This window comes from Pseudoalteromonas sp. KJ63-1, from assembly GCF_055808145.1.
In genome coordinates, this window is the sequence record NZ_CM147855.1 from 1,134,965 (window position 1) to 1,157,639 (window position 22,675).

Consider the following 22,675-nt stretch of genomic DNA (forward strand, 5'->3'; position numbering starts at 1 on the left):
AGCTGTTCTAGTTTATTCAAACAATCCTTTTATAACCGCGTGGCGGTTCTGCACCATTAATGTACCGTTAGCCCATACATACTCAGGGGTTAGGGTCTTTTTATCGAGAAGGACAACATCAGCGTCGCTCGCTGTTTTAAGGCGGCCTTTATCAACTCCTAAAATATTGGCAGGGTTACTGGTTATGCTCATTAAAGCGTGCTCAATAGGGACGTTATATTGCTTAACCGCTTGCTGAAACGAGGTTAATAAAGAGGACTCTTTACCTATCTCAAGCCCCAATAAATTAAAGTCTTTATCAAAAATAGGTAAGCTGGCATGGCCATCTGAGCTCATAGTGAGTTGATTTACTGCTACACCTCGGTCTAAGCAATAAGCAAGGGCATGGGCTGCTGCGAATTCGCCGTGAGCTAAATCGTAATCGGTAGTGCTGGTGGTAAAGTCGATAGTACCTCCTTGATCACAAAAGTGAATACCGGCATCAAGAAGTGCTTTGTTGCGGTTCATATGAGTAGGATAAAATTGTTTAAGCTTAATATCACTTTGCTGAGCCACCTGATGCAAAATAGTTAAATGGCTATCAACAGGGCCGACATGAATACTCACCGTGCCTTTTTTACCACTGAGCATACCGGCTACTTTAGCCTCGGCTGCCAATTCTGCTAATTGCTGTACAGTAGGTTGGCTACTGCGATGATCAGAAATAGCCACTTCACCAACACCTATAAACTCTTCTATATACATGATGTCGTCAGTAATTGAGTGAGTAAGAGTTTTAGCGGGTAAATGATACGAACCTGTATGGCAAAATACATTCAGCCCTTGTTCTTTTAGGCCTTTTGCTTTGGCAACCAAGTTGGTCAGTGTACGTGAGCTTGAATCGGTACCCAGTGCGGCCACCACCGTGGTGGTGCCCGACAAGGTTGCATCGGTTAGGTTCATTTCAGGGGTGCGGCTGGCAAATCCAGCCTCGCCACCGCCACCGGTAATATGCACTAACGAGTCAACAAACCCCGGCGTAACCAGCTTATTTTTACCGTCAATTCGTTTGACGAGTACACTGCTGTCGAGAGTTATATTTTCGTCAATAGCAATGATTTTACCGCCGCCAATTAAAACATCTTGTGTGCCTAGGTAATTAGGTGCATAAACGGTTGCACCTTGTATTAAAGTTAACATAACAAATTCTTTTTATTGATAATTAATAAAGTAAGCAAGAAATATAAAGCCGCTTGCTAATACAAAAAGTGCTAGGGCAAAACGCCAGATAAACGTAGCCCACTCTCCCCAGTCTAATTTCACCACACCTAAGCAACCAATTAAACTAGCTGAAGTGGGAATTAAAATGTTGGTTAATCCATCCCCCAATTGAAAGGCCAATACTACAATTTGCCTTGATACATTGAGCAAATCGCCAAGTGGAGACATTAACGGCATAGTGATGGCAGCTTGCCCTGAACCCGATGAAACAAAAAAGTTAAATACACTTTGAAACACCAGCATTCCCCAAGCCGCAATGTAATCTGGCACACTGGCTATGCTGCTTGCACAGTAATAAAGCAGGGTGTTGAGAGTTGAGGGAGTGGTTAAATCACTACCGCCTAATAGTAATACAATGCCTTTAGCCAGTGCGACCAATAACGCCGCTGGTAATAACTCTTGCGCACCTTGTTTAAAGGCATCAGCGCACTCATTCGCGGTTAGCTTTTTAAACACGATGGCAATTAATGCACTGATAAGGCCTATACAAAAAAACTGTGCCGCAAGCTCAGGAATATAATATTGGCGAGCCATCACGCCCCAAATAACCCAGGCTATGCCCAATACAAATACTAATAATGTGAGTGCATCGGCTGGGCTAAGCTTAATCGCTGGCTGATCACCCATTTTTTTGGCTTGTGTTTTTATCCGTTTTGCATAGCGCATGGTAAACACAAGGCCTACAAGAGTAAAACAGGCCCACGCTAGCATACGAAAGCCCGCACCAGAAAACACCGGGATTTCAGCTATCGATTGCGCTATAGCAATACTAAAAGGGTTCATCCATGAGGTGGCAAAGCCTATTTGCGTGGCCACATAAGTTGTAAGTACAGTGACTTTAGCGTCGTAGCCAAGTTGTTGCATAATAGGGAGCAGCACAATACAAAAGGCAATAGCCTCTTCGCCCATACCAAATACCGCGCCGCCTAACGAAAAGAGTAAAAACAGTAAGGGAATAAACAGCCATTCAACCCGTTGAGTTTTATTAATAAGTGCCATAATGCCGTTATTAATCGCACCGGTTTTCATAATAATGCCAAAGGCACCGCCAGTGATTAAAATAAACGCCATTACGCCAATCGCTGCACCATATTTATCACCCGACACTAAGCCTTCAAACAACACATTAGCTAAACCAATCTCGCCACCTTGAGCAAAAATAGGCGGTGATTGTTGGTCGTTAACGGCTTGATATTGTGAAAGCTGCACAATATGGCTACCAGATTCTGCATTAAATACCCCAGGGGTAATAAAAACTGTGGCCATATAGGCAATCACTGCCACACACAGCAAAATAATGCTGGCATCGGGCATAGAAAATTGTTTTTGTTTCATAATTTCACTTTAATAAAAGGTCATTGTGTTGATGCGTAAATAAACGCTTAACCGTACTTTAGCACTTAATAGGCAGTGTCACTGTAGCCATGACCTGTAATAAAAGGAAGACCGCAAAGCGTTTGCTTTGCGGCTAAGTGGTTAAAAGCGGTAGCTAATACTTAATTTATAATTAGCACCTAGGGCATTATGATTAATTGAATCAAAGCCACGGCTTGAACCATAAAGTGTGGGTGGCTGTTTATCAAAAATATTATTTATACGCGCGCGTAAGGTCAGTGATTTATTAACATAGTAACCTGCTGATAAATCCCAAACGAGCCAATCGTCAACCTGATGCTCACCTTTTGAGTCTAATACGCCAAGCGAATCTAGTTCATCAATTTCACGCCCACGCAGGCCTTCTATATCATCTTCGTAGCTGCTGGTGTAGTTTGCACCTAAGTTAAGGTAGTAACTTTGCGCTTCCCAATCGATTGACATACGCGCAATATTTTCAGGGTAACGATACGTCCCCATCAACTTCTCTAACGAGTCAGACCCCGGTTTATTACGTTCAAACTCAAGGTAATGTGTGCCGTCAAAGGCAAAGGTTAAATCGCCGCTTGGTAATTCAAAACGATGGTCAAACTTAAAGTCTATGCCAGCTAAAGTTTGTGTACCGGTGTTTTCAAGTGGGATTGCATGATCGCGAAACAGCGGTAAAAATAGCTCGTCATCACGCGGGTTAAATTCATCTATATAACTGGCTAAAATCTCAGTTAAATTGGCACCGTCTTGCTCTATGTTTAAACCACTGGTGTCGGTGACATCGCATAATGCTTCATCGTACGATATGCCTTGTTCGCCCGGTGGTACAATGCCACAGTGACGAAGTGATGCATCGGTAATAGCGCGGTCGAGCACAGCGGTCATGTTGGTATCGATTACTTCTTCATGATCAAACTGCCAGTAATCAAGGGTTAAATTAGTATTAGCCGATGGGCTCCATGCAAAACCAACACTAATAGCCTCAGACTCTTCTGCATTTAAATTAGGGTTACCTAATTCTAACGAATTAACACTCACTTGTGTGCCATCACCCATACAGTATAAATCGGCTACAGCTTGGTTGGCACCGCAGTCAAAAGTAGATTGCGTGGTTCTTAATTTAACACCAGCCTGCGTAAGTGAAGGAGCTCTAAACGAGGTTGACCATGAACCACGAACAACTAACGAATCAGTCGGGCGATAGCTCAAACCAATTTTAGGATTAAAAGTGCCGCCAAAGTCATCGTAATGATCGTATCGACCCGCTGCTTGTAGCTCTATTTGCTCACTCAGTGAAATACTTAATTCAGCAAACGCGGCATATTGAGTGCGATTGGCCTCTGACAAACTAGAGCCAAAACCAAATACATCAACAAGGTAGTCTTTATCTGCTTGGGCTTGGGAATTAAGTGAAGGGATGTCACTTAGTTCTTCACGGCGTGCTTCTACCCCAAATGAGGCATAGGCTGGTAGGTCGTTAAAGGTAAATAGTTCACCATTAAAATTAGCATCCCAGCCGTAAACAGTACTTTCTCCACTGCGTGTTGGGCGAGCTTGCGCTGTTGCCAAAACGGCATCGTTAGCGGCGTCGCCTTGAAGGAAAGGGTTGTAAAAAGGCAGTAACTCTCCCGATACACAATTCAAGTCAGTACCGTCATAGTTTGCCAACGTACCGTCTGAACATAGCTCGCCTGTTATTGCGCCGTGAAACTGATAGCGATTATATACCCCTGCAATCGCTTCTTGCTCTGAACGTGAGCGAGAGAGAGTAACACCAGACTCCCAGCCCCAATCACCAATTTCACCACTTAGACTACTTACTAAGCGAAAGTTTTTCGTTTCTACTTCCACTGTTCTTGGAGCATTAAAGCGCGCATCAAAGCCAAAACCATACACTTCTCGGCCACTTTGAGTATCGAATGGGTCAATGTAGAGTTGATCCATCAAATCATTACTACCATCGGCATTATCGTAAATAAATAAGGCGTCTTCTAAAATATAAGGGCCGTCGTCGTCATTAATTTGGTTAATAGGTGAGGGCGATGAATACGCTTTTGCCTTGGTTTGGCTGTAAAAAAGTCAGTGTGCCATTGTAGACCACCGAGCTCACTATTAAACATAAAGCCGGTTGAAAGGCTCTCAAATGGGGTATCTAGGTAGTCATCTTGATTAGAGTAGTAAGCACAAATTTGTTCACCAAATTCAGTAGTCACTAATTCGGTTTTACAGTTTGGTGATGGAAGTTCATTACCGTCTCGGCTGCTGAAATAATAAATATTCGGTGAGTTCTCCAGCTTAGGTAAATATGAGTAACCATTAACGAATGAAGGTGAGGCGGTATAATCGCGATCGGTCGCTTTAAAAGCGTTACGGTCGTATATATCTGCAAATACCGTTAAGTTACTCTCGCCTATTTTTGTACCATACACTAAGTTTAGCTGCTTTTTACTTTCGTCATGCTGATCAAAGCTATCGGCAAACGAAGTATTGATTTCAGCGCCTTCAAAATCATCTTTTAAAATGTAGTTAATAACACCCGCTACAGCATCGGCACCATAAACGGCTGATGCACCGGTGGCTAAAATATCAATACGTTCAATGGCCGCTAGCGGAATAGAATTCACATCTACAAAGTTTTCAGTACCTGCAGCAAATGAACTAGGCGCAACTCTTCGCCCATTTATTAATGTCAGCGTTGCCGAAGGTCCCATGCCTCGTAAGCTCGCTGCTGATTGACCCGCTGGTGTAGAGGTAGACGTACCACCACTTTCTGAGGTTGAGAACGTACCGCTTCCGCCTTTAAATACAGATAAATCTTTGAGTAATTCATGAATGGTATTAGCACCAGAGCGTTTGATTGCATCTTGGTCCAACACGGTTAGTGGAATAGTGCCTTCCAGATCAACGCCTTTTAAGCGAGATCCTGTTACTTCTACTCGTTCAATGTTGGTATCAGTTTGAGTTTCCTGTGCATACACACAAGTGACAGGGCTCAGTAAAGCGCTTACTGTGGCCGCAATAGTTAGTTGACGAAACATTGTAGTACCTTTTGTCTTTTTTAAGCGCGCAGAAATAGATTTAATATTTCTTAAGGCTTTAATTATTATGTTTTTTTAGACAGGGCAATGGTGAAATGACACGCTGAGCCCCTCACAGAAATTAGTGAGGTGGTGGGCTACTCGTCAAACCACTCCGAAAGGTAGTGTGGTGAGTAGAAATATGTTGTAAGCAATGTTGCTTTTTTAAACATAATTCTCGTTCCAAAAAGGTTTTTGACAAAGCTAGCAAATGGGTGCTAGCTTACTCGCGTTTTAAAGTTCCTTTTTTTATAGCAAGTGAGAGACGCTCTCGCAAGTTATTTCTTATAATTCTTTACATGAGTGTAACATAATGGAACGAATATATTTACCAAATAAGCGGTTAGTTAAATCGCGAATAATAACCGCTTTTTTATCAATTTTAATTGGTTTTTCGCTACAGTTAAGCGCAATAGAGTCTAATCAAACGCTTGTTTTAGTGGGTGGAGCTCTCACAACATGTGCCAGTTTAAGCCCTAAAAACTGTGAAAAAAATACTAAGATCTCGGGTAAAACGCATAATGTATTTACGCTCTCTCAGGCTAAAATTAGCCAAATAAAGCAACAATGGCCCAGTAAAAATAGCCAAGCTAAAAATAACACTATTAAAAATTTAGCAACAATGCAGGCTAAGTCATCGCCCACATTATCGAAAAAAGAGTTGTTATGGCTATGGCGTGACATTGATAGTAAACAGCTCAATAATTTATCGGATCAAGAATATAATTTTGTAATCGATATGCTTGAAGTAGCTCAAATAAAAAGCGACAACAAGCGACTAAAAGAGCAGATAAATACTGCGCTTAATAGCGAATCGGCAGCGACAGAGATTTTGCAGTTTATATCGGGTAGTTTAAAAGTTAATAACTCCAACCCGAGTATACTGGCCATTACCGCCTCAAGTAGAGACCCTTATGAATCTGCTGATTTTTACGAAGGATTACTAAGCTTCCCTAATGTAAATTCGCAATGGCTTGCATTAACCCCTGCGCTTGCTAAAGCAATAACCACCAATAAGTGTGATGATTTAACCACGTTTAGGCACTCAGAAATGGGGCTATATCAACGCGAGCATATTTACCCTGATCGTACCCAAGCAGAATATGAACTGTGTAAAAAAGGCACCGACGCTTTAGTCGAGCTAATCAAAAACAGTACCGGTGTAATGTTTAATGGTGGCGATCAAAGCCTAACGCGCAAAGTATTATTTAATGAAAATAATCAGCCTTACCCATGGACAAAAGCATTGCAGTCTCGACCAGTTGTTGTAGGCACAAGTGCAGGCACCGCGGTGCAAAGTGGCGGGCAAGGCAACGCTGGGGAAATGGTGATGATCACTAATGGCAACAGCTTGTCGGCATTAAAAGAAGGCGCACAAGCCATTGATGCCCCAAGTGAGCGTGCAAACAGCGATAGTTTAACTTACAACCGTTTTGGTGGTTTAGGCACGTTTAGTTACGGTGTATTGGATACACATTTTAGCGAGCGTAATCGCACATTAAGATTAGCTACTTTGCTAGACGACTTAAACGCAAGCCAAGCTCAGCCGGCATTCGGTTTTGGTATAGACGAAACCACCGCTCTAGTGGTGATTAAATCTGAAGCTGGAAATTTAATGACTGTAATTGGCAAAAATGGCGTGGTGATGGTTAAATCAACAGGGCAAGCTCAGGCTAAAACTAAAACCTATAGTTACTCGTATTGGCCTGTGGGCAGTGTGATTGATATTAAAAATAACGATTTTACCTTAAGTCAGCGCAGTATTAGCCAAGCATTGTCAGCAATTAAAATACCGCCTTTACCAGTTCAGCGTTTTGGCAGTATTTTAACGGATGCAAAATTACGCTCTTTAACGCAAGCCATGTGCCTTAGCCAAGAACAAACGGCGGTTGGTCAGCAAGGTGAGTTTATTATTAGCCTATCTACCACGCCGGAGTCGGCGTATCACCGTATTAGTAACACGCAATATGGCTGTGCGGTGAGTAATTTAGAAATTGCAGTGAGTACCTTTTAATTTAATGCCACGCAAGCTAATTTAATTAAACACGCTGCTTAGTTGATTTTAACTTTAGCGGCCATACTATATTTAGAGCGTGTATATTAAATCACAACAAAAGGAAGGTTCATGAGTAAAGTAGCGGTTATTTATTTTTCGGGATATGGCCATACCAAAAAAGTGGCTGAATTTGTAGCTGATGGAGCAAACGCTCAACTTATTGCTATTGATGAAAATGGCGATATACAAGACGCCGATTGGGATACGTTAAACGACGCAGATGCCATTATATTTGGTGCACCTACCTATATGGGCTCATATCCTTGGCAATTTAAAAAGTTTGTTGATGCTACCTCTAAAGTATGGTTTACCATGGGTTGGAAAGACAAAGTATTTGGCGGTTTTACTAATAGCGGCAGCCTAAATGGCGATAAACAAGTCACCCTAATCAGTATGCAGACATTGGCTTCGCAACATGGTGGAATTTGGGTAAGCCTTGGGTTACCACCCGCCAATAAATTGGAATAAAATCGTCAAGACATCAATAACTTAGGCGGATCTGTTGGTGTATTAGTGCAATCACCTACTGATGCAGGTGAATCTGCTATTCCATCAGGCGATTTAGAAACGGCTCGTTTATATGGCGAACGTGTAGCTGATGTAGCGAAACGTTTAAAGTAAAAATCACTTTAGTTAGCTAATTTTAAAAAGCCACCTTGTGTGGCTTTTTTAGTTTGATAATTCCAATTTTTGTTGTTTGTGCTCTAGCTGATATAAGCTTGAAAATTCACGTTTATGGACTTCAAATAAATACGCTCTTAGCTGCTCTTTACCATGGTGAATGTGTTTTATTTTAGCAGCTATACCACACTTGCTCTGCCTAACCGGTTCTAGGTCTAATGATATCGCCGCTTCGTTAGGTAAAATAAATTGCATATTTTGCAAATCATCAAGCTCACTATGTATTGATGTGGGTTTTAAAAATATCCCTGTGCTGGATATAGATTCAATGCAAAAACCTTGGCTTTGAATATTTAATTCACTTAGCCGCCAGCTACGTTGAACCCCTTTTGTATCAATCACTTCTGGAGCTTCTAACACAGTGCTGAAATGGCCTAATTCATCGGTTTTAAATTGAAGTGGAAACCATAGTTGGTAGTGAGCTACTTCAGCCAATAAGGTTAATTTAGCTTGTCCAAGTAAATGCGCAATACCGTCTGGAATCGATGTTTGTACTGTAAGCTTTGTTTCAGTGGATAATGCGGTACTTTGACTGGGTTCAAATAAGCCAGATAAAAAGTTAATTTCTTCGTCAGATAAATCCATGTATTTTCCTTAATACTTAAATTGTAGATTTTATTCCTTACAAGGTTACTGCCCAATGAATGAGCAGTTTATTATTTTGTAAGCTTCGCACTGTATGGCTTTGTTTTTATACACTTTGTAATTTCAGCTTCCCTAGTGAAAATAATAAGTGATTGATTATATTGAGTTGTGATTTAAATTTAACTAGGTCGATTTAATGATTGGGTTAAATTTTTCAGTATTCTAACCCCATTAGCACCAATAAGTTAAGTCATTAAGTGTACAAAATTAAGGCGCTTTACGATGTTTTTATATCAACAATGCGTAAATGAGACTTAGGTCTAGCTTACGAAGCATGCGGAAATACTTAGAATAGCGCCCAAATAATAATGGGGTTTAAGGGGTTCCAAATGCAATTAGAACGAATTCGTCGTAGCGACTTACACAACAATGTAATGTCTGCACAGCAGGCTAGTTTATTTATTAAAGACGGCATGACCGTGGGCATGAGTGGTTTTACTCGTGCCGGTGAAGCGAAAGCAGTACCACGTGCGCTTGCCGAGCGAGTACGTGAAAACCCAATGAAAATTAACCTAATGACCGGGGCGTCATTAGGTAATGACTTAGATAAGTTACTCACTGAATCAGGTGCTTTAGCACGCCGTATGCCATTTCAGGTAGACAGCACATTACGTAAAGCGATTAATAACGGTGAGGTCATGTTTATTGACCAGCATTTATCTGAAACCGTTGAACAGTTACGTAATCACCAGCTAACTATGCCAGATGTAGCGGTCATTGAAGCCGTTGCTATTACCGAAGAAGGGCACATAGTACCTACAACGTCAGTGGGCAATTCAGCCAGCTTTGCTATTTTTGCCAAACAGGTAATTGTAGAAATCAATATGTTACACCAGCCAGAGCTTGAAGGGCTACACGACATTTACATCCCATCTTATCGTCCAACACGTACGCCAGTGCCATTAGTGAAAGTAGATGACCGTATTGGTAGCACTGCTATTCCAATCGACCCGGCTAAAATTGTGGGTATTGTATTTACAAATCAAAGTGACTCATTTTCAACTGTTACCGACCCAGATGCAGATACAGCCGCTATTGCACGTCACTTAGTGAACTTTTTTAAAGAAGAAGTAGCGCAAGAGCGTATGCCCGCAAACTTAGGCCCATTACAAGCCGGTATTGGTAACATTGCCAACGCAGTAATGATGGGTTTATTAGACTCTGATTTTAAAAACCTCACTATGTATTCAGAGGTACTACAAGATTCTACCTTTGACTTAATTGATGCGGGTAAACTTGATTTTGCATCAGGGTGTTCAATTATTTTATCAGAGCGTTGTAACGCGCAAGTATTTAATAACCTTGAAAAGTACCGCGATAAATTAGTACTTCGCCCACAAGAAATGTCGAACCACCCAGAAATTGTGCGTCGTTTGGGTATTATTGCAATTAACACCGCATTGGAATTTGATATTTACGGCAACGTTAACTCAACCCATGTGTGTGGTACTAAAATGATGAACGGCATTGGTGGCTCAGGTGACTTTGCACGTAATGCCCATGTATCAGTATTTGTTACTAAATCAATAGCTAAAGGTGGCGCTATTTCAAGCGTTGTGCCTATGGTAAGCCATGTTGATCATACCGAGCACGATGTTGATATTTTAGTCACTGAGCAAGGCCTTGCTGATTTACGCGGTTTAGCGCCACGCGAACGTGCAATTGAAGTCATTAAGCACTGTGTACATCCAGATTACCGCAACGCCATGCTTGACTACTACGAGCGTGCATGTGTTCGTGGCGGTCATACGCCTCATATTTTAGAAGAGGCATTCAGCTGGCATACCCGCCTTGAGCAACAAGGTACAATGAAGCAAAGCTAATACATAAAACCCCGCATTTTCGGGGTTTTTACTTTATATCACTGATGCTTTATGGAGCGTTGTTATTGTTTTGCCACAAGGTGGTTTAAGTTTTTACTGTGTGCTGTAAAATAACTGCATATTATTGACAGACTCGCCATGGCGAGCAACACAGAGTAACCATAATGGAAAACAAACTAACTGCAATCGACACCCTCGCTGAGCTTGAAAGCTTTTTATTGCAAGTGGAAAACGGCGGCCTAGGTTTAACCGGCGTAGCAGGCATCGGCATGGCAACTAATAATGCCGACGGCAGCCGTTTTGTAGCCGTTTTTGATGATAAGCAACAGCTTTTATTAGCCCGTGAAATTACCGAAGAGATCTTCCAAAGCGGCCAAGACATGGTGCGTAATGGTGTAGGGCGCAAGCACTAATAACTTGTTACCAAATTTCAAACAATTGAAAAGCGCCAAATGGCGCTTTTTTGTTTTTTTACTCTTTAATTCAACAATAACTATTTTTACTTTGAACAAATATGGTTCGTGTTACATGAAGTTTAACAGGCTGTTATTTGCTCAAAGAAGAGCTCTGCAATTAGATGGGGTTCAGCGTTGATTAGGTAAGGAGCGAGGGCCGGAAGCAAAAGCTTTGCTCGGTTATTTCAGGCCACTCGGTTAAAACCTCATACCGCAATTACATCGCTCTTAGCTTGAATGATAGCGATCGCTAATATTTGAGTTACATAATTAAGAGATTAATTAAATTAGCACGTTCACTGTGATAGTTTATACATTTATTGTATGTGTTGCTTTTATAACTAAACAAGGCTACTTAATTGCTCAGTAATTATAATTAAGGGGGGTATATGGAAATAGATGACTGGACAACACCTTTTGGCAAGGGTGATTTATTTATCATAAATACTAAGTGGGGAGCATCAGAGCGGTCTATTGAATATGCTAACGGTAAGCGTTACGAGTTCAAGAATGAGTTCCAATCAGGAAGTGCTGATTTAATCGTTACCGTATTCCATACTGACTCTGAAATCGTTTTTGAAATTACTTTTGATAATGTTGGCGGATACCGCTTACTAGACGAGCATGGCTTAACTGAGCTGTGGGAGTCAGGAGAAATTAATAATAACTGTTTTAAAGTAAGAGACCATGGCTGGTCAAAAGAAAGCCCATTGAGCTTTTTTATGCATACCAATGATGGCTGGTCATATTTAATTTCTACAGCTGATGAATGTGCTGAAGTTATTAGCACCAAAGAGCCTAAAATAGTATTTAAGCAAAAAGTAACAGCAACTTATACTTAAGCTGTCATTATTTTGAATAGTTGTTAAGTTGTAAATCAATTTACTCAAATGCCTCGCTATGTAATGGTTTTACTATGTAATTATTAATAATCGCCAAGGGAAATCATGAAAACTCTACAGTTATTGGGTGTTAGGTAGCATGGACTTTATTGCTATCGCGCTTTTCTTTTTAGTTCTTCTAATAGCTTTATCTATTGTTTGGAGCACGCTAAAAACGGGAATTTCACCGATGATGAGTTCAAGCAAAGCGCGCCAAGCCATGCTTGCTCAAATAAGCATGAATGAAAAGGACGTATTAATTGATTTAGGATCGGGTTGGGGAACGCTCGTTATAGCGGTTGCCAAAAAGTATCCTAATAAACAGGTTATTGGCTATGAGTTATCCTGGTTTCCTTGGTTGGTTTCAATGCTTTTTAAATACAGATTAGGTTTAGATAACCTTACCCTCTATCGTAAAGACTTTAAAAATGCTGATCTCAGTAGTGCAGCTACTCTATTATGTTACTTGTTTCCTGAAGGCATGCAAGCGCTTGAAGATAAGTTATAGCATGACGCAGTTAATAATAAAATCACTATTGTGAGTAATACCTTCGCTTTACCTTCATATAAACCAACTAACGTTATCAAGCTTAAAGATTTTTACCAAACGCCTATTTATGTATACCACTGGCAATCCAAATAGAGGGATATTATTTAGGGTCAGTGCTTGGTTGATGTCATATTCTTTATCCATAAGTTCATGTTATCTGAAGGCATTGGTTTGGCTATGTAATAGCCTTGTCCATGATAGCAACCCATACCTATAAGTACTTTTTCGAGCTCTTGCGACTCTATTCCTTCTGCTACTAGTTTATACCCAAATGCTTTACTTAGCGCCACGATACAGGTAACGATAGACTTGTCTTCATGGTCTGATAGGAGTCTTTTAACAAAGCTTTGATCTATTTTTAGTGTATCTAAAGGTAATTTTTTTAAGTAACTCAAAGAAGCGTAACCTGTACCAAAGTCGTCTAACGCAATACTTACCCCTAAATCGCGGCAGCCATTGAGAACATCTACTGCTTGTTCAACATTTCCAATTGTTGTGCTCTCCAAAATTTCCAACTCGAGTGTTTTTGGTTTTATATTATTAGTGCTGATGAGTAACTCTCTCAGGTTTTCAACAAAGCCTTCACTAAGCAAATGAGCAGGAGAGATATTTACGCTCATGGAAAGATTATTTGTTGCCCAAATTTTATGTTGTTTTAGGGCTTCAGCAAGTACCCATTCGCCAATTAATATACCAATGTGTGGGTGCTCTAATGCCTCTGAGAAATGACCAGGGTAAAGTAAACCCAAAGTAGGGTGGTTCCAGCGTATTAAGGCTTCAACGCCAATCAACTGGTGATCCATCAGGTTGACCTTTGGTTGATAATGTAAAATAAATTCTTTACGCGCAATACCTTTCTCTGCAGCCAGCAATAGATCGTGTTTTGCATGCCTTAGACTTTCTTCTTCTGGATCAAAAAACATAATCCGGTTTGTCCCTGACCTTTTAGCTTGATACATGGTTTGATCAGCTCTACGTAAAATGTCATCACAACTTAAGCCATCATCATTCGGAAGTGCAACACCAATGCTGGCTGAAATCTGAACACAGCACGAAAACTCTGCTAATTTTATCGGGTCGTTTACCTCAATTAAAACCTCTTGTAAAAGAATCTCATATTCTTGTATCGTGTGCGCAGCCCCTCTTAATAAAAGGATAAATTCATCTCCGCCGATACGCGCTAGTGTATCTTTTTTACGTAATGTACTTTGTAACCTTTGAGCAATGGTTTTCAACACGAAATCTCCGATTTCGTGACCGTATTTGTCATTAATAGGTTTAAAGTTATCTAAATCTAAATAGGCAACGGCGAGCTTTTGGTGAGATGTAATAGCTTGTTGAAGTTGATCGATTAAAATAGGGCGGCTTGCTAGGCCTGTTAGGCTATCGTAATGTGCCATGTCATGAAGTTTTTTTCTGAGCTTGCGCGTTGAATAGAGCTAGATATGGAGTGTATCAACTGAGCGCTTTTTAATTGGTTTTTAAGTAAATAATCGCTTGCTCCTAGTCGCATAGCTTCTGCTGCTATTTGTTCATCTCCCAATCCCGTGATCATAATCACAGCACAATGGTTATTTACAGACTTTCTAATATTATCTAGCAGGGTAAGCCCGGAGCCGATACCTAATCGATAATCCACTATGACACAATCAAATTCTCCATGTTCAAGGTAAGACATCGAGCTTTCAATAGAGGAAGCCTCTGAAATTTTCGCCTGTATGTTAGAGCGAGATATCATACGACGTATATGTTCTCTATCAACAGCATCGTCATCAACAATGAGTAGATTAATAGTGTCGCAGCTTTCAAAGTCATCTATTGAAGTTCTCATATCCATATCTCTTGCAAAATAGCTTATTCAAGCTCAATGGCATGTATATAAGCATCCATAAGTATCGCTAATTTGGCAAACTGCGGGCCAATTGCATGTTTAACCATATAACCTGCTACGTTGTTATGATACGCGCGAGTACGATCATTATCCTCATTGGAGGTCGTGAGTATAAATACAACGGTATTGTTCAAGTTTTTATCTTTACGAATATGGTCTAAAAATTCAAACCCATTCATCACTGGCATATTTAAATCAAGTAATACCAAATAAGGCTCCGATATTTCTTTTTGTTGCGCTTTTTTTCGTAACGCATCTAGTGCAAGTCTTCCGTTTTGTTTCCAAATTATTTTAATTTTAGGATCAACTTTTTTTAAGCTTCTTGTGACAGCTTCTGCGGCAACATCGTCGTCTTCTACAAGTAGTATAGATAGATTTTTGATCATAAATTCTCTTTCCTAGCAAAGCGTGGCCACCAAACATGAAATGTTGACCCTTTGTTCGGTTCATTTGAACTAACTGAAATACGTCCACCATGAGCTTGTGCTAGGCGCCGACTAATAGATAGGCCTATGCCTGAAACCGACTTATCATCAGAAGTTGTTTGAAACAAACTAAAAATACGCTCGTAAGCCTCTGGTGGTATACCGGGGCCATCATCAGTAACCGTGATATGGCAAAGCGTATTTTCTGCTACACAACGAATCTCTATCGTTCCTTCTTTACTGTCATGGTGTTTAATGGCATTACTTAACAAATTGCGAACAACGGTTTCAAGCGGCGTCCATGCAGTCACGATGGTATTTAATTGAATGTCTTTATGAAGCTTCATTCCAACTGGTAAATCTAACAGTTCGGTAACGTTATAAATTAATTTATGCATATCGATTACTTTAGTATCTAGGCTGGCTTTGCCAGCTCTTGCATAGGCCAATAAATTATCTATTAACGTCTCCATTTTGTGAATACGATCATCAATACGTGTTAAGTTGTACTCTACTTCAGCTGTGGTAGTGCCTAAATCTTCTTTTACCCATTCAATTAAGTTTGAAATGCCTCGCAATGGAGAGCGTAAATCATGTGAAGCCACATAGGTAAACTCTTTCAGGCTAGTGTTATTTTCTTTTAGCTCGGTTTCCATTCGTTTTCGTTCTGTTATATCTAACAACGAGACAAACACCATATCTTCGTCATTGGTATTTATAAAAGGACTCAATCCCACCTCAACGGGGAATTCTTTACCGTCTTTGTGTAAGGCGGTTAAATCTCTGCCTACTCCCATACTTCTGACACTGGGTTCACAATGAAATGAATGACGAAGTGCTGAGTGATGCCCTTGATAGCGCTGCGGTAATAACATTTCCATTTTTTTATCGAGTAGTTCTATTTCACTGTAGCCAAAAGATTTACATAACGATTGATTAACCGCTTGTATAATGCCCGCTTGGTCTACTATTAACACACCATGTGGTGCAGCCTGAATAGAGCGCTGAAACATATTATTTGCGCGCAATCTTTGCGATATATCAACCAGTGTGGCTAAAACTAATTCTTGTTGTCCTTGTATTGGGTTTAAGCCTATTTCGATTGGAATTTGTTTACCATTTTTTTGACTCGCAAATAACTCACGGCCTTCACCCATTAAGCGCTTTCGAGGGGTAGCAAAAAACTGACTCATCAAATGGGTATGATTGGCTTTAAATTGTGCCGGAAGTAAACTGTCTATGTTCATCCCTATGAGTTCTGAATCCTCATAGCCAAGTATTTCAGATAGTTGACTATTGGCAAAAAGGATCTGAGCCCCAGTATTAACTATCATTGCACCCATGGGTAAACAATTAACTAGCTGAGTTAAAAACGCCTCATCCATTTTTGCATTTAAATTTGGTGAGTTAGATTTTTTATTTACTTTTTTAAGGTCCATCAAGCATCCCGCAAGTAAATGTAGTTCCTATAACATATTAATAGTCGAACAAGTAATGAACAGCAAATTTAGAGGAAGATCATGTTATTTAAATGCCCATTTCAATAGTTTCTTCTTATATTTTAGCGAGTCATTATGGTTGAAAAAGGTGCATTGATTTCTTTAGGTTTGGGGTGGGGAATGTTAACTTTAGTGCTTACTAAATATTATTAGTGTTTAAATAATCTTACTATCTATTGCAAAGACTTCAAAAATGCTGATTTTTAGTACAGCTACTATTTGTGTTAACTGTTTATTGGCGCTCGGCAGGGTTTGAAGACAAACTAATGTATAGTAAATGGTTTAATCTTGACTCCAGATATATAATATTAAGTGGCTCCTCATAGCTGCACATCAACGAACTCAATCCAATACATTAAAAGTAGGTACGTACTTCTTTATTATTTGAAAAGTAATTAAGTGAGGTGTCATGCCACATAATTTAAATACCATGGAAATCAAAAAGCAGGAATACTTTTGATGGATTAGTTGGTGTGATAAATGTGTGGCCAAAATGACTGTACCACTACACGTATATTATAAGCTGTCGAATTGATTTTTTACATTACATACTTTACCTGCATATTTTTTAACTTTTATATTCTATATGCCGACTCGGAAAGTAGATCGTTGCTTTTGGTTGATTGGACTTTTGTTGGTACCTTAGACATTTCTTTTACATATATATATTTATACTGAATACATTTAGTACTAAATAATACTCATATGATATTACTCATCGACAACTTTAGTAAAAAAGCTGAACTCGTATACTCTTATCTAACTAGAAATAATTACAAGGTAGATTTTGCATTTAGCTCAGCTAGTGCTTTTGAGTTAATACACTGTAATACATATCAAGCGCTTATAATAAACTGTGAAATACTAAATACTGGGATTATCCAGCTATGTAAAAAAATGAGAAAAAATAATGCTTCGATTATCTTCTTGTGTGAAAAACTAGATACGGAATGCGAGCTTAGTATTTATCAAGCCGGTGACGGAGAGGTTTTACTTGAGCCATACTCTCATCAGAGGTTGTTACATAAGTTAGGTTATTTGAATACGAAACCGCAAAACTATTTATCGACTCTTACAGTTGATAATGGGATTTGCAGTGTTGTTTTTAACGATAGAGCACTTGTGTTAAGTAAGTTACAAATGAGTATATTAAACGTATTAGTACAACGATATCCAAATGCTGTGTCTAGAAGTGAAATAATCAAACAGATCAAAGAAAGCCTTTACATTGAAAGTTATCAGCTTTCTCCCCATATCCATAACCTAAGCGCTACATTAAAAAAATCATTTGGAACGCTGTTTATCAAAAATATTTATGGAGAAGGGTATAAACTTCTCAATCTAAACCTATAAAATTTATCCTTGAGATTTTTGCATTAGATTTTAATTAAAGTGAATGTCATTTTAAACGCAATTTTATTATCTGTTATAGGTTTAAATTATTAACAAACAACACGATACTTTCGTACGTTGATAGTAAAAAATATGTTTTAGTCCTTGTTTTTGCTTTACTAGGGTGGATTAGCATAAATTTAATCCCCTAAGTTTTAAAAATCACTGAAGCGGTGCAGCCCTTTTCCATATTATTTGATATGTTAAATGTCCACTGGTATTTTTCACATATATCTTGAACAATTTTGAGGCCTATACCAAATCCTTCATAGCCGCGAGGTTGTTCATTTAGGCCTAATCCATCATCAATAACATCTATTCTTTGTTCAGAAATAAATAAATTTACACTACCATCAATACTGCAATTAATAGCATTTTTTAATAAGTTACATACTACTGCTGAAAATAGTAATGGGTGCGCATGTAATGAAAATTCATTCTGTATCTCATAATGGAAATTTACTTGATTTGCTTTGATAGTAGGTGAAAAGTTCTTAACTATTTTGTCGATAAACGTGTCTGATATTGAAACTTTACTGGTATTTGAAACTTCGTCTCTAGCAAGTAATAGGAAAATATGAGTTAACTGCTCCATTTCTATTACAGCATCATCTATTCTAGTTAATTGCTTTGTAGTCTTATCATTATTTGCTCGTCTTAAAACACTTACACCGCCTCGAATCACCGTCATAGGAGTACGTAATTCATGACTAATATACCTAGTAAAAGTTTGCTCCCTAATAAATGCAGCATATATTCGCTTACGATAGCTATTAATGCTAGCAAGCATCATTTCTAACTCAAAAGATAATTTTCCATTAACAGATAAAGGTTTACTAACTTCATGTGAATCATATTCAAGCATTTCAGCTAACTCTGAAAACGGAGAGCTTATCCGCTTTGCCATTTTAATAATAAAAAATGCAGAGCCAATGAATAAAATCACACCTGAAGAAAGTATCATAATTTGGAAAATTGCAAAGTATGTATCGTCCCACTCTATTTGGTCGACATCCTCAATGGCATAAGCAGTAATTTCATCATTATTAATTTTTATTTTTTGCGCAAATACAGTGAATTCACTGTCGTCATCAAAATGAATACTTTGGATACCCAGCCAGTCGGTGTTAATTTTATCTTTAATTTTTTTTGGTAAAATTTCATACGTATTATAGATTGTTAATATCGGATCTATTTTTATTTTTGTATTTTCGCTTTTTTGAAAAAGTTTTAGGTGGTAGGGAGCTTTTAGTGCCAAACGCTGTTCACTGGCTTGATTTTCAGTGTACAACACCGTGTAATAAAATAAGCATCCATAAAAGGCTAATAATATCAAAGCGCCCAATAGATATACTTTTATAATTATTTGACTAATTGGTTTACTTTTAAACATTACACTCACTCAATCTGTATCCTGTTTTAGGTATAGTTTCTATAACATCTTTGTCATAAGGCTTATCGATTTTGAGTCTCAATTGGTATATGTGTTTTCTAAGTATGTCTTTATCAGGTAGCTCATCTCCCCAAATACTATCCTCTATCTCTTGCCTAGAAACTACATTGGGTGCTTTAGTTATTAAAAGCTTCATAATTTTGAAACAAGTTGGGGTCAGTTTAATTTCACTCCCTTCTCTCCAGACCTGACAAGTTTTGAGATTAATTGTAACAGGACCGAAAATAACTGTTTTTGCAAAGCCATTTCCTGAACTCCTTCGAACAGCATTTATTATTCTAGCTTCCAAAAGTTCTAAATTAAAAGGTTTGACTATATAGTCATCAGCTCCTATTTTGAGCCCTTGTAACATGTCACTATCGGTATCTCTGGCCGTAAGCATTATGATAGGGGTATCATATCCTTCGGCTCTAAGCCGATGACATACTGTTATACCATCAATACCGGGAAGCATTATATCTAAAATAATACAGTCAAAGTTGTTTGACTGAGCTAATGCAAGACCTAACGTGCCTGTCGCTGCAAAGTCTAATTCAAACTCTGAATCTTCAAAGTAATCAAATATAACTTCGGCAACAGTATGACAATCTTCAATTAGTAGAATTTTCAATAGACACCTTATTTTCAAATTTATCGTTGCATACTAATAGGTAACGTACAGTGGATTTTTCTTCAACAACACAATGAGCGTCAAATAAATCTTTAAAAATAATAAATTCGTCCTGCTTTATAGCAATATATATTTTCTCACTACTGTTAACCAAGTCTCTTAAATACGCTTTTTCATTTATTTGTTTAGCTCTGCCATTTGAATAAAACTGTCCACTAAATGGGCGTTTATTCCAATAATATAAAGGGGCTTCTTTAAACGATTTTTGATGTAATTCGAGTAGCTTATTTTCACTTTTGTGCTCCCATACACCCTTTAGCAACGCACTTAACATAGCTATTAAGGTTAAAACCGTAAATAGAGCTAAGTAATTGCATAGCTTAGTAAATTTCATGTTTAAGGCTATAAGTATAGCTAATGCACTAAAACCAGGTAGCACATAGATTGGCAACACATTACCAGCTAAAGTAAATAGTAATAGCGGCGAAATCACCCAACAAATAAGGTACTTATTTATATTTGGCTGGTCGGGTTCTTTTCTAAGTGCTTTTTTAATATTTTCTTTTTTGAATAGTAGTCCTAAAGCTAAAAATGACCAAGGGCTTGCGCACAGTAACCAATAAAACCAAATTGTACCCCTAGGTTTAACGTGCGCTGTGCCATAAAGATCGCCTTCCCATCCAGATACAAGGAATCGCTGAATATGTTCACCAACTATAAAATATTCTAAAAAGCCCGGAGTACGTATTTCGGCTAGAATGTACCAAGGTAAAGTTAGACCTAAAAAAACGAACATCCCACTTACCCAAGGCAAGCGTCTTATAGCTACTTTAAAGCAGCCTTGCCAAGCGCTCCAAACAACGAGTGAAATCCCTATAAGCACGACAGCAACAGGTCCTTTAATTAGCATACCGAGCGCTAAAGAGACAAAAAACAAATAGCCATAAAGTTGGTTTTTTTGAGCATAGCATTGCCAATAGCTAAACATTGCAAGGGTATAAGCAAGAAGCAAAGCACTATCCGTCATAACCATGCCAATAGCAACGATAAACCCTAAGCTAGAAACTAGCACCAATATAGATAAAACACTTTTACTTAAATTCGTCAGAGATAATGTGAATCGAAAGACCAAGTAACAGGTTAATAAACCACACAATAAGTGAGGTAAACGAGCAGTAAACTCATTTATACCTAAAAAATTAAAACTAATGGCACTCAGCCAGGTTTGAATTGGAGGTTTCCCCCAAAATGGCACGTCGTAATCAAACTGAGGGGTAACCCAGTTACGAGTTTCTACCATGATACGAGCCATTTCCCCATACCTAGCCTCAGTTGTATCGTAGAGAGGGAAAAGTCCTAGTGAGACAAGCCTTATAGCGATCAAGGAAATAATAATTGCTAAAGCCCAATATACTGTAGAATTTATTTTATCAGCCATGTTTTTTCACCATGCCGTTCTGACTCTTTTGGCTTTGTTTATCCATTATTAAATATATAGGACGCCCTTTGGTCTCAGCATAAATACGACCAATATACTCACCTAAGACGCCTATAGCTATCAGTTGAACTCCCCCTAAGAATAACTGGGTCAACATTATCGAAGGGTAACCCGCAACGGTTTCTCCAAAGAATAGAGTCTTGGCAACAACCCATAAGCCATAAAAAAATGCGGATGTAGATATTAAAGTGCCGACCCAGGTCGATATTTGTAAAGGCTTTACACTAAAAGCTGTAATGCCAGATAGGCCTAACTTTACCAGCTGAAAGAAAGACCACTTTGTCTCTCCTGCAACGCGTTCAGGACGCTCAAAACTAATTGTTGTTTGCTTATATCCTGGCCATGAAAGAATTCCTTTCATATAGCGGCTTCTTTCTGATAATTTCTTTATATCATCAACAACTCTTCTACTTAATAGCCTAAAATCACCTACGTCCTTTTGTAATGGAACCTCAGATAAATGGTCAAGTAACCTGTAATAAATGTGAGCGCTCCAACGTTTTAAGCGTGACTCACCTAAGCGGGATGACCGTTTCATATTTACAACATCAAAACCTTGTTTCCATGCATTTAGCATTTTAGGAATAAGTTCAGGTGGATCTTGTAAATCAGCATCCAATAAAATAATAGCTTCACCTCTAGCATTATCTATACCAGCGGTCATCGCGGCTTCTTTACCAAAGTTACGACTTAAGTTAATGCATTCAATATCGGCATAATGATTGGTTAAATTTGACATTGCATTCCAGCTATCGTCAGTACTTCCATCATTAATATAAATGACTTCCACATGCTCGTTTAATAACAAGCTTAGAGCTTTCGATAGGTGGTGATTAAAGATAGGCAGCATTTCCTGCTCGTTATAAACAGGCACTATGATGCTCAGCGTTATATCTTCATTAACAGACTTAGGGTGTTCGACCAGTTTCATTAAGCTCTCCAATAATTATACAAAGCAAGCTTAAAACAACCTGAGTCTATAAAAAGTCAATGCATCAAGACAATTTATAGACATCTTCTAATTAATAATGGCTCTACGATTAATTATTTAATGCTTAATAATGCAGCAACTAAAAAAATTTTGTTTTGTAGGAGGTGCAGGGTTCATTGTTGA

Annotated in this window: 18 protein-coding genes and 1 pseudogene; 7 read left to right on the top strand and 12 right to left on the bottom strand. The window is 38.7% G+C overall.

Annotated elements, in window-relative coordinates; genetic code table 11:
* Nucleotides 1–12: 12 nt before the first annotated feature.
* The 3 genes and pseudogenes from iadA to AC0L7Q_RS05370 form a co-directional block, all read right to left on the bottom strand.
* Entirely contained in the window at nucleotides 13–1,179 is a 1,167-nt protein-coding gene (gene iadA, locus AC0L7Q_RS05360; protein ID WP_409425113.1) for a beta-aspartyl-peptidase, read from the bottom strand.
* 12 nt (nucleotides 1,180–1,191) lie between these two features.
* Nucleotides 1,192–2,595 (bottom strand): putative basic amino acid antiporter YfcC, encoded by a 1,404-nt coding sequence (gene yfcC, locus AC0L7Q_RS05365; protein WP_409425114.1) that lies wholly within the window; start codon nucleotides 2,593–2,595, stop codon nucleotides 1,192–1,194.
* A 141-nt stretch (nucleotides 2,596–2,736) separates the two neighbouring features.
* Nucleotides 2,737–5,663 (bottom strand): annotated as a pseudogene (locus AC0L7Q_RS05370) (TonB-dependent receptor domain-containing protein).
* Nucleotides 5,664–6,015: 352 nt separating this feature from the next.
* On the opposite strand from AC0L7Q_RS05370, the gene AC0L7Q_RS05375 reads away from it, so the two are divergent.
* Nucleotides 6,016–7,716 carry a cyanophycinase gene (locus AC0L7Q_RS05375; protein ID WP_409425115.1) on the top strand — a complete coding sequence of 567 codons (1,701 nt, stop codon included), beginning with the start codon at nucleotides 6,016–6,018 and terminating at the stop codon, nucleotides 7,714–7,716.
* A gap of 111 nt (nucleotides 7,717–7,827) precedes the next feature.
* Nucleotides 7,828–8,226, top strand: coding sequence for a flavodoxin family protein (locus AC0L7Q_RS05380; protein WP_409425116.1), 399 nt, complete (start codon nucleotides 7,828–7,830; stop codon nucleotides 8,224–8,226).
* 201 nt (nucleotides 8,227–8,427) lie between these two features.
* Here the strand turns inward: AC0L7Q_RS05380 and AC0L7Q_RS05385 are convergent, their stop codons facing one another.
* Nucleotides 8,428–9,024, bottom strand: coding sequence for a hypothetical protein (locus tag AC0L7Q_RS05385; protein WP_409425117.1), 597 nt, complete (start codon nucleotides 9,022–9,024; stop codon nucleotides 8,428–8,430).
* A 389-nt stretch (nucleotides 9,025–9,413) separates the two neighbouring features.
* Between AC0L7Q_RS05385 and AC0L7Q_RS05390 the strand changes: the two genes are divergently transcribed.
* The 4 genes from AC0L7Q_RS05390 (at nucleotide 9,414) to AC0L7Q_RS05405 (ending at nucleotide 12,751) form a co-directional block, all read left to right on the top strand.
* Nucleotides 9,414–10,907: an acetyl-CoA hydrolase/transferase family protein gene (locus AC0L7Q_RS05390; protein WP_409425118.1), complete on the top strand. Its 1,494-nt coding sequence runs from the start codon at nucleotides 9,414–9,416 to the stop codon at nucleotides 10,905–10,907.
* A 164-nt stretch (nucleotides 10,908–11,071) separates the two neighbouring features.
* Nucleotides 11,072–11,320 carry a hypothetical protein gene (locus tag AC0L7Q_RS05395; protein WP_409425119.1) on the top strand — a complete coding sequence of 83 codons (249 nt, stop codon included), beginning with the start codon at nucleotides 11,072–11,074 and terminating at the stop codon, nucleotides 11,318–11,320.
* 431 nt (nucleotides 11,321–11,751) lie between these two features.
* Nucleotides 11,752–12,204, top strand: coding sequence for a hypothetical protein (locus tag AC0L7Q_RS05400; RefSeq protein ID WP_409425120.1), 453 nt, complete (start codon nucleotides 11,752–11,754; stop codon nucleotides 12,202–12,204).
* A gap of 139 nt (nucleotides 12,205–12,343) precedes the next feature.
* Entirely contained in the window at nucleotides 12,344–12,751 is a 408-nt protein-coding gene (locus AC0L7Q_RS05405; RefSeq protein ID WP_409425121.1) for a methyltransferase, read from the top strand.
* Between the two features lie 152 nt (nucleotides 12,752–12,903).
* Here the strand turns inward: AC0L7Q_RS05405 and AC0L7Q_RS05410 are convergent, their stop codons facing one another.
* The 4 genes from AC0L7Q_RS05410 to AC0L7Q_RS05425 are packed head-to-tail and all read right to left on the bottom strand — an operon-like array spanning nucleotide 12,904 to nucleotide 16,548.
* Nucleotides 12,904–14,193 carry a putative bifunctional diguanylate cyclase/phosphodiesterase gene (locus tag AC0L7Q_RS05410; protein WP_409425122.1) on the bottom strand — a complete coding sequence of 430 codons (1,290 nt, stop codon included), beginning with the start codon at nucleotides 14,191–14,193 and terminating at the stop codon, nucleotides 12,904–12,906.
* The gene (locus tag AC0L7Q_RS05415) at nucleotides 14,172–14,624 is read right to left on the bottom strand and encodes a response regulator (RefSeq protein WP_409425123.1); all 453 of its coding nucleotides are present in this window, start codon (nucleotides 14,622–14,624) and stop codon (nucleotides 14,172–14,174) included. Before AC0L7Q_RS05415 ends, AC0L7Q_RS05410 begins: the two co-directional genes overlap by 22 nt.
* 23 nt (nucleotides 14,625–14,647) lie before the next feature.
* Nucleotides 14,648–15,070 (bottom strand): response regulator, encoded by a 423-nt coding sequence (locus AC0L7Q_RS05420; RefSeq protein ID WP_409425124.1) that lies wholly within the window; start codon nucleotides 15,068–15,070, stop codon nucleotides 14,648–14,650.
* Entirely contained in the window at nucleotides 15,067–16,548 is a 1,482-nt protein-coding gene (locus AC0L7Q_RS05425) for a PAS domain-containing sensor histidine kinase (protein WP_409425125.1), read from the bottom strand. Before AC0L7Q_RS05425 ends, AC0L7Q_RS05420 begins: the two co-directional genes overlap by 4 nt.
* Before the next feature lie 957 nt (nucleotides 16,549–17,505).
* Here AC0L7Q_RS05425 and AC0L7Q_RS05430 point away from each other — a divergent pair.
* Nucleotides 17,506–17,961, top strand: a complete 456-nt coding sequence (locus AC0L7Q_RS05430) for a winged helix-turn-helix domain-containing protein (protein ID WP_413401645.1) — start codon at nucleotides 17,506–17,508, stop codon at nucleotides 17,959–17,961.
* Between the two features lie 187 nt (nucleotides 17,962–18,148).
* On the opposite strand, the gene AC0L7Q_RS05435 is transcribed toward AC0L7Q_RS05430, so the two are convergent.
* Genes AC0L7Q_RS05435 through AC0L7Q_RS05450 form a run of 4 tightly spaced genes read right to left on the bottom strand, consistent with a single transcriptional unit; the run spans nucleotide 18,149 to nucleotide 22,492 of the window.
* Nucleotides 18,149–19,393: a sensor histidine kinase gene (locus AC0L7Q_RS05435; RefSeq protein WP_409425127.1), complete on the bottom strand. Its 1,245-nt coding sequence runs from the start codon at nucleotides 19,391–19,393 to the stop codon at nucleotides 18,149–18,151.
* Nucleotides 19,386–20,063, bottom strand: a complete 678-nt coding sequence (locus AC0L7Q_RS05440; protein WP_409425128.1) for a response regulator transcription factor — start codon at nucleotides 20,061–20,063, stop codon at nucleotides 19,386–19,388. The genes AC0L7Q_RS05435 and AC0L7Q_RS05440 overlap by 8 nt, the downstream gene beginning before the upstream one ends.
* Nucleotides 20,044–21,501 carry an ArnT family glycosyltransferase gene (locus AC0L7Q_RS05445; RefSeq protein ID WP_409425129.1) on the bottom strand — a complete coding sequence of 486 codons (1,458 nt, stop codon included), beginning with the start codon at nucleotides 21,499–21,501 and terminating at the stop codon, nucleotides 20,044–20,046. The genes AC0L7Q_RS05440 and AC0L7Q_RS05445 overlap by 20 nt, the downstream gene beginning before the upstream one ends.
* On the bottom strand, nucleotides 21,494–22,492 hold the full coding sequence (locus tag AC0L7Q_RS05450; RefSeq protein ID WP_182719600.1) for a glycosyltransferase family 2 protein: 999 nt from the start codon (nucleotides 22,490–22,492) through the stop codon (nucleotides 21,494–21,496). Before AC0L7Q_RS05450 ends, AC0L7Q_RS05445 begins: the two co-directional genes overlap by 8 nt.
* Nucleotides 22,493–22,675 lie beyond the last annotated feature (183 nt).

Excerpts from the sequence above, each read along its gene's own strand:
- iadA (WP_409425113.1), bottom strand. The coding sequence starts at position 1,179 with ATGTTAACTTTAATACAAGGTGCAACCGTTTATGCACCTAATTACCTA.
- yfcC (WP_409425114.1), bottom strand. The coding sequence starts at position 2,595 with ATGAAACAAAAACAATTTTCTATGCCCGATGCCAGCATTATTTTGCTG.
- AC0L7Q_RS05375 (WP_409425115.1), top strand. The coding sequence starts at position 6,016 with ATGGAACGAATATATTTACCAAATAAGCGGTTAGTTAAATCGCGAATA.
- AC0L7Q_RS05380 (WP_409425116.1), top strand. The coding sequence starts at position 7,828 with ATGAGTAAAGTAGCGGTTATTTATTTTTCGGGATATGGCCATACCAAA.
- AC0L7Q_RS05385 (WP_409425117.1), bottom strand. The coding sequence starts at position 9,024 with ATGGATTTATCTGACGAAGAAATTAACTTTTTATCTGGCTTATTTGAA.
- AC0L7Q_RS05390 (WP_409425118.1), top strand. The coding sequence starts at position 9,414 with ATGCAATTAGAACGAATTCGTCGTAGCGACTTACACAACAATGTAATG.
- AC0L7Q_RS05395 (WP_409425119.1), top strand. The coding sequence starts at position 11,072 with ATGGAAAACAAACTAACTGCAATCGACACCCTCGCTGAGCTTGAAAGC.
- AC0L7Q_RS05400 (WP_409425120.1), top strand. The coding sequence starts at position 11,752 with ATGGAAATAGATGACTGGACAACACCTTTTGGCAAGGGTGATTTATTT.
- AC0L7Q_RS05405 (WP_409425121.1), top strand. The coding sequence starts at position 12,344 with ATGGACTTTATTGCTATCGCGCTTTTCTTTTTAGTTCTTCTAATAGCT.
- AC0L7Q_RS05410 (WP_409425122.1), bottom strand. The coding sequence starts at position 14,193 with ATGGCACATTACGATAGCCTAACAGGCCTAGCAAGCCGCCCTATTTTA.
- AC0L7Q_RS05415 (WP_409425123.1), bottom strand. The coding sequence starts at position 14,624 with ATGAGAACTTCAATAGATGACTTTGAAAGCTGCGACACTATTAATCTA.
- AC0L7Q_RS05420 (WP_409425124.1), bottom strand. The coding sequence starts at position 15,070 with ATGATCAAAAATCTATCTATACTACTTGTAGAAGACGACGATGTTGCC.
- AC0L7Q_RS05425 (WP_409425125.1), bottom strand. The coding sequence starts at position 16,548 with ATGGACCTTAAAAAAGTAAATAAAAAATCTAACTCACCAAATTTAAAT.
- AC0L7Q_RS05430 (WP_413401645.1), top strand. The coding sequence starts at position 17,506 with ATGAGAAAAAATAATGCTTCGATTATCTTCTTGTGTGAAAAACTAGAT.
- AC0L7Q_RS05435 (WP_409425127.1), bottom strand. The coding sequence starts at position 19,393 with ATGTTTAAAAGTAAACCAATTAGTCAAATAATTATAAAAGTATATCTA.
- AC0L7Q_RS05445 (WP_409425129.1), bottom strand. The coding sequence starts at position 21,501 with ATGGCTGATAAAATAAATTCTACAGTATATTGGGCTTTAGCAATTATT.
- AC0L7Q_RS05450 (WP_182719600.1), bottom strand. The coding sequence starts at position 22,492 with ATGAAACTGGTCGAACACCCTAAGTCTGTTAATGAAGATATAACGCTG.